Source organism: Streptomyces sp. NPDC060184 (assembly GCF_042728795.1).
Taxonomy (GTDB): domain Bacteria; phylum Actinomycetota; class Actinomycetes; order Streptomycetales; family Streptomycetaceae; genus Streptomyces.
The window spans coordinates 85,695-95,705 of sequence record NZ_JBHWYX010000035.1; the positions used below are offsets into that span (position 1 = coordinate 85,695).

The window sequence follows — 10,011 nt, forward strand, 5'->3', positions numbered from 1 at the left end:
ACCCCGCGTTCCTCCCCGGATGCAAACGCCCCCGGAACGGGTGGTATCGCTTCCGATGGGACCCGCGCCCACAGTGAGCGCGGGTACCTTCCCGGTGACTCGTGTAGAAACGGAGAACGCATGCCCAGCCAGGTCGGCGAGCACACCGGCACCCGCATCAAGGAACAGCGCAGGCTGGCCAGATTGACGCAGCGTCAACTCGCCGCCCGGCTGCCCTACTCGTACAGCCTGCTGAACCAGGTCGAGTGCGGGGCCAAACCGGCGAACCTGGACTTCGTGGCGGCGGTGGCACAGGTGCTGCGGATCGACGTGTCGGTGCTGACGGGGCAGCCGTACGTCACCGAGCTCCAGCAGGACCGGCTGACCGAATTGATAAGGCCCATCCGCGAGTCGCTCGACCTGTACGACCTGGGCGGCGACGACACGATTCCGGAGCGTTCCCCCGGGCAGCTGGTCGAAGCCGCGCAGCACCTCTGCGTCCTGGTCCGGGCCACGCATCTGCGGAACGCGGCACGGATGCTGCCGTCCGTCATCACCGAACTGACCACCGCGGCCTGGCGTTCGGGGTCGTCGGAGCTGTGGCAGGCGCTCGCCTCCACGTACCGCACGGCGCACGACGTGAGCGTGAAGCTCGGCTACTACGACCTGTCCGCGGTGGCGCTGGACCGGATGGACTGGGCGGCCCGGCGCGCCTCCGACCCGTGCCTGTCGGCGATCCGCCAGTACATGCGGGCGCTGGTGTACTTCCGGGAGGGCGAGTACCGGATCGGGCAGCGGCTGATCACCTCGGGCCACCAGATCATGTCCGCCGCCGGGGAGGACCGGGAGGCACTGGCCGTACGGGGCCAACTCCACCTCGGCGCCTCGGTGATCGCCGCGCGCGCGGAGCAGCAGACCCTGGTGGACGCCCACATCGAGGAGGCCACCCGCTGCGCGGAGGTCACGGGCGAGGCGACCCGGATCCACTGGCTCTCCTTCGGCCCGACCAACGTGGCGATGCACCGCATGTCGGCGGCGATCGAGATGCGGCAGTACGACGAAGCCCTGGTCCAGTCCCACGGCATCAAACTGCCTGCGGGACTGGCCACTTCGCGGCGTGCGCACTTCCTCATCGACCGGGCGCGCTGCGAGATGGAGACCGGCCACACCGAAGCGGCCCTCGGCTCCCTCGCCGACGCCCGGCACGCCGCCCCGGAGCAGACCCGCTACCACCCGGGTGCCCGTGAGACGATCAAGGGCCTGGTGCACCTCTCGCGCCGCACTCCGGATTCCCTGGGCCACATGGCCACCTGGATCGGCCTCTGAGCCCCGGTCCGGAGGGAGCCCGGAGGCGGCCCCGGACTCCCTCGGTCACTGCTCGTATGTGCACGCTCACAGAACTGTGAGCGTTGTGGCCCCCGCACTCCGGCATGCTGACGACACCTGATCCATGACGACACGGGGATGCCATGACTGTGAGGAACCTGCCGCCGGTATCCGAGCTGACCGAACAACAACAGCGAGGCTGGTCGTGCGTCTGGTGCGCGGCCCCCCTGTCGACGGGGACCGCCATCAACCTCGGCGAACAGCGCCACGAACCCGCCTTCGGCTCGCCGTACTGGTGGTTCCCCCGCGCCTGCCCCGACGCGCGTGCCTGCGCGAAGCGCGAGATCACCGGCGACCGCCGCTGAGCGGCCCACGCACGGGCCGGGACGCCCCCCACGCCCCGGCCCTCCCCATCCCCCCTCGGACAGGCCCCCACCCCTCACGAACCGGCCCCCGCCGCTCCCTCGGACCGGCCCACCCCCGCGAACCGGCCCTCACCGCTGCTTGCGCAGCCTCCGCAACGCCGCCCTCGCCTCGGCCTGCTTGCGCCGCGCCACCCCGTACGGCGACCATGCCCCCTGGTGCAGGTGACACCGCGAGGTCCCCGTCATCGCCTCTTTCGCACACCGGGTCCTGCGCTGCGTCAGGGCCCCACATCTGATGCGCGCCATCCGTACCCACCCTTTCGTCGTCCCACGAACACCGTCGCCCCCGCTTGCCGTCGCACGCGTACCGCCCCACGATCAGGCTCCCCCGTGCTCTCAACGGTGCCCGAGGCAACTGCCCCGGCGGCAGGCGCACATGCCCCCGGCAGAGGCGCGCCCGCTCACTCCCGGTGCACCGGGGGCGCAGTGGGGTGCGCGGGCGAGATACGGAGTACGCGCCCCCGGGAGGTGTGCGGCGTGGTCGGGTACGGCGGCGGCCTCGCCGTTCGCCGGGTGACGTCGAGGTCGCCCGCAGGTCATGCCGCTTCGGCGGTGTCCCCCCGGACGGCGGCAGCCCACTCGGCGAGCAGCCGCTCGTACTGGCGACGGGCCTCCGGCGAGAGCCGCCCGCCGCCGCGCTGCCACAGCGCGCGGATGTCCGCGTTCACCGCGGGCAGCGGGCGCGCAGGAGCGGCGTCGGACCGGAGAGAGGGCATGCGGTCAGGATAGGGGTCGGCTCCGGCAGCGCGGGAGGGGTGCATAGGATCGCGCCCATGATTCGCGCTGTGGTGTTCGATGTCGGTGAGTGCCTGGTGGACGAGACCCGCGAGTACGGGACTTGGGCGGACTGGCTGGGAGTGCCTCGTCATACCTTCGTGTCCGTGTTCGGCGCCGTCATCGCCCAGGGTCGCGACTACCGGGAGACCTTCCAGGAGTTCCGACCCGGCTTCGACCTCCACGCCGAGCGCCAGGCCCGCGCGGACGCGGGCCGACCCGAGCACTTCGGCGAGGACGACCTGTACCCCGACGTCCGCCCGACGCTCGCACAGCTCCGGGCGAACGGCCTCTGGCTCGGCATCGCGGGCAACCAGACGGTGCGCGCCGGCGGAATCCTCCGAGAACTGTTCACCGACGACGTCGACCTCATCGGCACCTCGGACGACTGGGGCGCGTCCAAGCCGAACCCCGAATTCTTCGTCCGCGTCGCCGAGGTCGTCCCGGCCGAGCCCGGCGAGATCCTTTACGTGGGCGACCGCGTCGACAACGATCTTCGTCCCGCCATCGCGGCCAGGATGAAGACGGCTCTCATCCGCCGGGGCCCCTGGGGCACCATCCAGTGGAACACTCGGGAAGCCTGCGACCTGCCGACCTTCCGCGTCGAGTCGCTCGCCGAACTTCCCGACTGCATCGCCAACTTCAACGCGCAAGGGCACTGACAGTCGTCGACCACCGCGTCCGGCTCCGCGTCGATCTGGACGGCGCTGGCCGTTGGAATGGTGGTGCTGTCGGGCATGGACGACCCGCTGCCGAGAGCGATACGGAAGAAGTGGCGCTGATGGGCACGCGCCCGGATGTAGCTGGACTTGCTGCCACCAGGGTGGCGCTGATCGTCGGGCTCCTCGGGTGGACGCGGAGCAGGGCGACGAACCGCCGCGCGGACTTCACCGCAATCACGACCCGCCTCGACAAGGAGGTGTCCGAGGAGCGCGTCCAGCGGAAGCTCCTGCCCCGGGCCTACCTCGACCTCTGGGGCTGGGCACGCCGCGTCGGCCCGGACACCCCGGCCGGCCCCGCACCCGAACCGCCCGTCGACCTCACACCCTGGCACTGACCACCACCACGCCCCCGTCCTGGTCGCGCCGGGGCGGGGCGGGGGCGATTCGTGCGTTCCGGGGTCAGGCCTTCGGCTCGGCGCCATGGGCTGCCGCGATCTCGTCAATGCGCGCGGCAAGGTCGAAGTCCGCGTCGGTCAGCTTGTGGCCGGCGTCGTGCGTGGTGATGCCGAACCGGATCTGGTCCCAGCGCAGGTCGATGTCCGCGTGGTGGCCGATCAGCCTCTCCACGTCCGCCACGTGCACGATCATCGCCACGCCCCCGTGATACCGGATCCCGAACGTCCGGGTGATCTCGTTGCCGTCGCGTACCCATCCAGGGTGCGCGGCCAAGTGCGCGACGATCTGCTCCTCCGTCAGCGGTTCCATGCCCACCGTCAGCTCCCCTCGGTCACCGGTGCCAGGACCTCGGCAAGGTCCCTGCCGACCGGTGCATCCTGCCACGGGCGCATCGCCCGCTCCAGGGTGGCCAACTCCCGGCGCATCCTCGCCGAGCGGGTCTCGACTGCGATCGTCGCGACGGTGCGCGCGATCTCCACGGCCTGGTCCGGCTGCTGGGCGGTGGCCGCCGCGGTGGCCTGACGCGCCATGTACACCCCGAGGTCCCGACGTGCGGTATCCGGCACCACCGTGAGGACCTGCGACCACAGGGCACCCGCCTCGGCGCCGAGCCCGAGCCGCCCGTAGCAGGTGGCACGCTGGACCTCCAGGTACCCGGGGGTCCTCCGGCACGCGTTGCCCCAGGGCAGGTCGTCATCGACCTGCGACAGCAGCCGGTCCGCGTCGTCGAGGAGTTGGTCGACGGCTCGGCGCTCCCCGGTGAGGCTGGCGCCGTGAGCCTGCTGCTGCATGGCCATGATCCGTACCTTCGGCACCAGCCGGTCGGCGTCGTCGAGAGCGGCTTCGCACAGGTCGATAACCGCGTACCCGTCGCCGAGGTCGGTCCGGACCTGCGCCTGGTTGACGAGGCTGTACCCAATGAGGTGAGGGTCTCGGGACCGCATGGCGATTTCCTGCGTCACCCCGCGCCAGAAGGACGCTCCGTCCATGTCGCCAGCGTCCTGGTACAGCCAGCCGACGAGGGCCGCGTAAGCCGCGCCAACGCGGAGGAGCCCCCGCCGGGTCTCGCCCTTCGCGGACCGAACCAGCTTGTCGATGAGCTGGTACTGGGCGGCCACCGTGCCGATCAGATCGTGGGGGCCGAGAAACATGTCCGCCCGGTAGTGGCCCTCAAGCTGCGTCTGAAAGTAGCCGATCAGGGCCGGGTCGACGTGCTGCGGTGCGATCGGCCCGGCGACGAGCGCGGCCGCGGTGACGCCCGCGAAGGCGCGTCGTCTCACATCTGCCTCTTCATGGTGCTCGGGCCGGATCCAGCCCGGCGGGGTAGTGAACCCGAGGTCTTCCGGCCACCGGCCGAACGCGTCGTGCAGGACGATCGCGGTCTCCTCGGCAGGCCACCCGGGGCGTTCGCCTTCCCAGCGGCGCCAGGTCCGTGCGGACACGGTGAACTGCCGGTCGTCCAAGAGCTGCTGCCCGCGTTCGGAGAGCGCAGCGGCGGCGGCTTCCAGCGTCCGCCAGCCCACACGTAAGCGGGCGGCCCGGAGTGCGTCGTTGCGGCCTGTCTGCCCAGTGTGAGGTGTCATTGTCCGTGCTTTCGGCCGTGGCCGCTACGTGGCCGCCGATGGCCACGCCGTGGCCTATTCGCTCCCTGACGTGCCCACACATCATCGGTGAGTACCAGCAGGCCTTGCAGCGAAATGGCCGAGAGTTTCCCGATTCGGGGACCGCCACATCAGGGGTGAGCAATGGGTCAACGAGAGTGCACGTACTGCCCGGAGCCCGGGGCGGACGTGTGCGTGCGCTTGCACGTCGCGTCCTCGGGTTCCGGTATCTCCGTGTTCGCGCACGCGGCGTGCGCCGAACGACGTGGCGTACAGGTTCTGTACCGGGTTCTCGCCGCTACCTCGGAGGCGACCAGGTGACAACCACCGAGAAGCCTAGCCCGGGGGACCTGGCGTACCGCCGGTGGATCCTCCACACCGAGCAGTGCGCGACGTGCCGGGCGGGCCGGGCGTGCACCACCACGATCCAGCTCGGCCGGGCGTGGAGGGCCGCACGGTGACCTTCCCCCGATACTGCGTGGACTGCGACCGGACGATCGCCGGGAACGCGGTCATCGTCGCCGAGGGGCACTCGGCGTCGGGTGCCCGCGAGGACGCGTACGCCCATCCGCCGGGCGATCCGGCGTGCACCGCCCGGCGGGCGTCACCGAGCATGCTGCACCAGCAGCTCGACACGATGCCACCGCCGGCTCCGGGGCGTCGCTGAGCCGGCCCTCGCGGATGGGACGCACCCGGGGACGCCGATCGCTTCGACGGTGGAGTCCGGCGCGCGGCGTCGTTTCTTCCCGGCCGAGGCCGGTGAGGACTCCTGGCGGACTTCGAGTGCGAAAGGCCCTCTTGATGTCGATGACTGACGTCAACGGCCGAAGAGTTCCGGGTGCGGGCAGGGCTCCGGGGCTTCCTCCGGTCGGTCGGCCCACTGCCACCAGACGTGACGTCGCGGACAAATCCACACGCCGCGACAGACTCGCTTGCCGTCGTCCTCACGACGGCAGAGCGCGAACGCTCCGAACCGCATCGGTTGGCCGCAATCGGGACATGCGGGCGGGGAGTCGGACGGCATGAGCAGACCGTACTGTGCCGGCCTGCGGACGGCGCCGCTTCCGAACACTCCAGGTAGACGCCGAAGGCCCCCAACCATGATCGGCTGGGGGCCTTCGTACTGGTGGGCGCGGACGGTTTCGAACCGCCGACATCTGCTTTGTAAGAGCAGCGCTCTACCCCTGAGCTACGCACCCGTGGACGAAGGAACAGCGTACATGGCGTCCGGCCCCGGCTCACACTCCGCTTCCCCGCCGCCGCAGGTCCGGGCCGCCGCGCCGCCCCTCGCCGCCCCCTCACCGCCCCCGAGCCGCCCCCCGAGCCTGCCGGATGCGGGGGTTACCCCCACCCCGAAGCCGGTGGGCGGCCTCATCGTGGGTGACGGCCGGGGTGCATAACGTGAAGGTGGCCGGGGGAACTGCCCCGGTGAGCACGTCATCGCACCGCGCACCTCTGGGGGACCGATCCCGTGGACCACACCACCGGCACGCCGCACGCCCGCCGACCCATCGCCAGCCCGCGGGTCGCACGCCGACGTACCGCCCTCCTCGCCTCCGCCGGGGCGCTCCTCGTCGTGGTGGCGGTCAGCGGGTGCGGGAGCGCGGACGTGGACGGGGCGCCCGTCGAGCACAAGTCGTTCGCGCTCCGGGGGAAGACGTTGACGATCGACTCCTCGAACACCTCGCTGGAGCTCGTCCCGGCCGATGTGGACCAGGTGGAGGTGGAGCGGCAGACGGACGGGTGGGTGGTCTTCGGGTCAGGGCCCGATCCCGTCTGGAAGATGGAGGACGGCACCCTCACGCTGAAGGTGAAGTGCACGGGCGTGGTCAACAACTGCTCCGGCCGGCACCGGGTGAAGGTGCCGCGCGGGGTGGCGGTGAAGGCGTCGGGGAGCAACGGGAAGGTGACCGCGACCGGGTTCGACTCCCGGCTGGAGCTGTCCTCCGACAACGGCGGGGTGGTGGTGCGGGACGCCGGGGGCGAGCTGAAGTTGTCGAGCGACAACGGTTCGATCGACGCCAGGGGGATCTCGGGCCCGTCCGTGGTGGTCGGTTCGGACAACGGGACGATCAAGCTCGGGTTCGACGCGGCGCCGGACCTGCTGGACGTGAACACCGACAACGGCGGTACCCGCATCGAGCTGCCCGGGGACGGCACCGCGTACGCCGTGGACGCCAAGGCGGACAACGGGCACGTCTCCGTCGACGTACCGCGCAGCGACGCCAGCCCGCACGTGGTGAAGGTCCGCAGCGACAACGGGGAAGTCAGCCTCCGAACCGCGAACTAACCGGCCCGGGTATTCGTCATGTCTGGTGGGAGAATGGACCGGGCAGAGGCGAATGGCACGGGAGAGGCATGTGACGGCGACAGACGCGCGGCGGCAGGTGAGAGCGCACACCCCGGGAAACCCTGCCGTCGCCGTGGGGCTTGGGGCGCGCCGGTCTCCGCGGGCGTTCCGGGACGTCGTGGCGCTGGCGCTGCTTCCGCTCCCGCTGCTCGCCGCCGCGCTGCCCGCCGCCTTCGCCGGAGGCGGTACGCGCCGTTGGTTCGGCGGGCGAGACGGGGGCAGTCGGCGGGCCGACGCGCAGGCGGCGAAGGACGCCGCCGCGGAGGCCTTCTACGAGCTGGACAGCGCGCAGCGCGATCTTGAGATCTCGATCGAGACGATCACGGCCGTCGACAGTTCCCCGCGCGCCCGGCAGGCCGTCGAGGAGTTCGCCGCGCTGGGGCGCCGTATCGACGAGGTCAGCCACGCCTACATCACCGCGGTCGACGCGCACGACCTGGACCGGGACGGCCTTGAGCCGTCCGTCGCGGCCCGCGCCACGACGGAGCTGACCCGGGCCAAGGACGCTCTCCTACGGGTCAAGGGCGAGCTCGACCGGTACGCGCAGGGGCTCGGGCCCCTCCTCGGCAGCGCGGAGACGCAGCTCGCCCGGCTGGCTCCGGCCGTGGAGCGGGCGCGGCAGGCGCTGATCGGCGCCACCGGCGCGCTGGACGGCGTACGTGCCTCCGGACTGAAGGCCGACGACCTCGCGGCCCGGCTCGCCGCCCTCGCTCCCGAGCTGACCCGGCTCAACCAGGGTGCGGGGCGCCACGGCGTCGCCGGGACGCTGGAACGCGCCGATCAGGTGCTCCGCGAGGCGCAGGCCATACGCACCGAGGCCGAGCGGCTGCCGGAGCGGGCTGCCGAGATCGACCGCAGGCTGGTGTCGCTGCGTACCCGCGCGCAGGCCCTGACCACCCGGGCGGGCGGGGTGGAGCCGATCCTCAGCGAGTTGCGGCGGCGGTTCTCCGAGGAGTGCTGGCAGGACCTCCAGCACGTTCCCGAGCAGGCGGCCGAGGACGTCCGCCGGGCCGAGGAGAAGCTCACCGAGGCCGCCGCGGCCCGCAGGGACCAGAGCTGGGCCGACGCCACCGCCCGGCTGGGCACGGTCCGCGCGCTGCTCAACCACGCGGACGAGGCGGTGACGGCGGCCGGGGAGCGGCTGCGTCTGCTGGACGCGGTGGCGAAGGATCCGAAGAAGGAGATCGAGCGGACCCGGTTCGCCGTCCGCGACGCCCAGCGGCTCGCGATGGCCGGCCGCAACACGCCCGATCCGCGTCACGCGGGCCCGCTGGACAACGCGGTGGCGCGGCTGGACCGTGCGATCGCCGCCCTGGACGTCCGCCACCCCGACTACTGGCACTTCCTGACCGAGGCGGAGGCCGTACGGCAGACGGCGGCGCAGGTCGTCTCCGCGATCCGCGAGGGGCTCGGGACGGGGTCGACCGCCACCTGAGGAGCCGACTCGACCCGTACCCGAGGGACCGGCCGGACCCCTGTCCGAGGAACCGGACCGCCCCGTCCCTGAGGGACCGGCCCGCCGCGAAAAGTCGGCCACCGGTTGTCCCGCCCCGCTCCCGGGCAGATGCTGGAGGTGATCCGTGCGCCGGTGCGAACCTCCGCCAGGGAGAGGGACCGGTACGAACCTCCGTGGAGGCCCGTGCGCCGGTGCGTACCTCCCGAGGAGGCCGCCATGAAGCTCCACAAGGACAAGGCACGCCCCGCGCAGGCCGGACCAGCGCGGACGGAACCCATGGACGCCCGCACCGTGGACGCCCGCACCGTGGACGCCAGGTCCGTTGACGCCCGCACCGTGGAGGCCGGACGCGACCGGGCCGAGGCGGTGAAGGCCAAGCCCCTGCACACCCGTCTCAACGAGGAGCTGCCCGTCGACCACCGCCTCAGCCAGGTCTACCGGATCGGCGCCGGGCTGATGGGGCTGGTGCTCCTGGTCTTCGGCATCCTCGGCCTGATCAACAAGATCGGTTTCTTCGACACCGGCGGTGACACCGTCGCCGGACTCAACACCAACGGCGCGCTCAGCGTCCTCTCCCTCTGCGTGGGGGTGCTGCTCTTCGGCGGCATGATGGTGGGCGGCAACAAGGCGTCCACCCTGAACATGACGGTCGGTGTCCTCTTCATCGCCAGCGGATTCGTGAACCTGGCCCTGCTGGACACCGGGCTCAACTTCCTCGCGTTCGAGATGCAGAACGTGCTGTTCAGCTTCATCGTCGGGCTGATGCTGATGTTCTTCGGGATGTACGGGAGGGTCAGCGGCGGGCTTCCGCACGACAACCCGTACTGGCGGGCCCGTCATCCCGAGGAGGCCGCCCGCGAGGACCGCACCCGGGCCAACCGGCCCCCGATGATGCCGGGCACCCGGACCCGGCCCCAGCCGCACGGGTGACCACCGTTCCGGGGCCCGGCAGGGCCGCCGGTCCGGCCCCGTGCCGGACCTG

The 10,011-nt window shown here is 71.7% G+C and carries 11 protein-coding genes and 1 tRNA gene; 8 read left to right on the top strand and 4 right to left on the bottom strand.

Annotated features, from left to right (window positions below; all coding sequences use genetic code 11):
• Nucleotides 1-120: 120 nt before the first annotated feature.
• Complete coding sequence (locus tag ACFWEE_RS22930) at nucleotides 121-1,305, top strand: helix-turn-helix domain-containing protein (RefSeq protein WP_386891651.1); 1,185 nt, start codon at nucleotides 121-123, stop codon at nucleotides 1,303-1,305.
• Between the two features lie 143 nt (nucleotides 1,306-1,448).
• Complete coding sequence (locus ACFWEE_RS22935; protein ID WP_386891653.1) at nucleotides 1,449-1,670, top strand: hypothetical protein; 222 nt, start codon at nucleotides 1,449-1,451, stop codon at nucleotides 1,668-1,670.
• Between the two features lie 596 nt (nucleotides 1,671-2,266).
• Here ACFWEE_RS22935 and ACFWEE_RS22940 read toward each other — a convergent pair.
• Nucleotides 2,267-2,446: a hypothetical protein gene (locus ACFWEE_RS22940; RefSeq protein WP_386891655.1), complete on the bottom strand. Its 180-nt coding sequence runs from the start codon at nucleotides 2,444-2,446 to the stop codon at nucleotides 2,267-2,269.
• A gap of 57 nt (nucleotides 2,447-2,503) precedes the next feature.
• On the opposite strand from ACFWEE_RS22940, the gene ACFWEE_RS22945 reads away from it, so the two are divergent.
• Both ACFWEE_RS22945 and ACFWEE_RS22950 read left to right on the top strand, forming a co-directional pair.
• The gene (locus tag ACFWEE_RS22945) at nucleotides 2,504-3,166 is read left to right on the top strand and encodes an HAD family hydrolase (RefSeq protein ID WP_386891656.1); all 663 of its coding nucleotides are present in this window, start codon (nucleotides 2,504-2,506) and stop codon (nucleotides 3,164-3,166) included.
• A 119-nt stretch (nucleotides 3,167-3,285) separates the two neighbouring features.
• Nucleotides 3,286-3,561, top strand: a complete 276-nt coding sequence (locus ACFWEE_RS22950) for a hypothetical protein (RefSeq protein ID WP_386891658.1) — start codon at nucleotides 3,286-3,288, stop codon at nucleotides 3,559-3,561.
• Between the two features lie 64 nt (nucleotides 3,562-3,625).
• Here the strand turns inward: ACFWEE_RS22950 and ACFWEE_RS22955 are convergent, their stop codons facing one another.
• Together ACFWEE_RS22955 and ACFWEE_RS22960 are read right to left on the bottom strand one after the other, a co-directional pair.
• Nucleotides 3,626-3,931: a 4a-hydroxytetrahydrobiopterin dehydratase gene (locus ACFWEE_RS22955; protein WP_386891660.1), complete on the bottom strand. Its 306-nt coding sequence runs from the start codon at nucleotides 3,929-3,931 to the stop codon at nucleotides 3,626-3,628.
• Between the two features lie 8 nt (nucleotides 3,932-3,939).
• Nucleotides 3,940-5,205, bottom strand: a complete 1,266-nt coding sequence (locus ACFWEE_RS22960) for a Twin-arginine translocation pathway signal (RefSeq protein ID WP_386891661.1) — start codon at nucleotides 5,203-5,205, stop codon at nucleotides 3,940-3,942.
• Nucleotides 5,206-5,680: 475 nt separating this feature from the next.
• Here ACFWEE_RS22960 and ACFWEE_RS22965 point away from each other — a divergent pair, with 475 nt between their 5' ends.
• Complete coding sequence (locus ACFWEE_RS22965; RefSeq protein ID WP_386891662.1) at nucleotides 5,681-5,890, top strand: hypothetical protein; 210 nt, start codon at nucleotides 5,681-5,683, stop codon at nucleotides 5,888-5,890.
• Between the two features lie 457 nt (nucleotides 5,891-6,347).
• Here the strand turns inward: ACFWEE_RS22965 and ACFWEE_RS22970 are convergent.
• Nucleotides 6,348-6,422: transfer RNA gene (locus ACFWEE_RS22970), tRNA-Val, on the bottom strand.
• A 311-nt stretch (nucleotides 6,423-6,733) separates the two neighbouring features.
• Here ACFWEE_RS22970 and ACFWEE_RS22975 point away from each other — a divergent pair.
• The 3 genes from ACFWEE_RS22975 (at nucleotide 6,734) to ACFWEE_RS22985 (ending at nucleotide 9,959) form a co-directional block, all read left to right on the top strand.
• The gene (locus ACFWEE_RS22975; protein WP_386891679.1) at nucleotides 6,734-7,513 is read left to right on the top strand and encodes a DUF4097 family beta strand repeat-containing protein; all 780 of its coding nucleotides are present in this window, start codon (nucleotides 6,734-6,736) and stop codon (nucleotides 7,511-7,513) included.
• A gap of 70 nt (nucleotides 7,514-7,583) precedes the next feature.
• Entirely contained in the window at nucleotides 7,584-9,008 is a 1,425-nt protein-coding gene (locus tag ACFWEE_RS22980) for a hypothetical protein (RefSeq protein WP_386891664.1), read from the top strand.
• A 237-nt stretch (nucleotides 9,009-9,245) separates the two neighbouring features.
• The gene (locus ACFWEE_RS22985; protein WP_386891666.1) at nucleotides 9,246-9,959 is read left to right on the top strand and encodes a DUF4383 domain-containing protein; all 714 of its coding nucleotides are present in this window, start codon (nucleotides 9,246-9,248) and stop codon (nucleotides 9,957-9,959) included.
• Nucleotides 9,960-10,011 lie beyond the last annotated feature (52 nt).

Excerpts from the sequence above, each read along its gene's own strand:
- ACFWEE_RS22930 (WP_386891651.1), top strand. The coding sequence starts at position 121 with ATGCCCAGCCAGGTCGGCGAGCACACCGGCACCCGCATCAAGGAACAG.
- ACFWEE_RS22935 (WP_386891653.1), top strand. The coding sequence starts at position 1,449 with ATGACTGTGAGGAACCTGCCGCCGGTATCCGAGCTGACCGAACAACAA.
- ACFWEE_RS22940 (WP_386891655.1), bottom strand. The coding sequence starts at position 2,446 with ATGCCCTCTCTCCGGTCCGACGCCGCTCCTGCGCGCCCGCTGCCCGCG.
- ACFWEE_RS22945 (WP_386891656.1), top strand. The coding sequence starts at position 2,504 with ATGATTCGCGCTGTGGTGTTCGATGTCGGTGAGTGCCTGGTGGACGAG.
- ACFWEE_RS22950 (WP_386891658.1), top strand. The coding sequence starts at position 3,286 with ATGGGCACGCGCCCGGATGTAGCTGGACTTGCTGCCACCAGGGTGGCG.
- ACFWEE_RS22955 (WP_386891660.1), bottom strand. The coding sequence starts at position 3,931 with ATGGAACCGCTGACGGAGGAGCAGATCGTCGCGCACTTGGCCGCGCAC.
- ACFWEE_RS22960 (WP_386891661.1), bottom strand. The coding sequence starts at position 5,205 with ATGACACCTCACACTGGGCAGACAGGCCGCAACGACGCACTCCGGGCC.
- ACFWEE_RS22985 (WP_386891666.1), top strand. The coding sequence starts at position 9,246 with ATGAAGCTCCACAAGGACAAGGCACGCCCCGCGCAGGCCGGACCAGCG.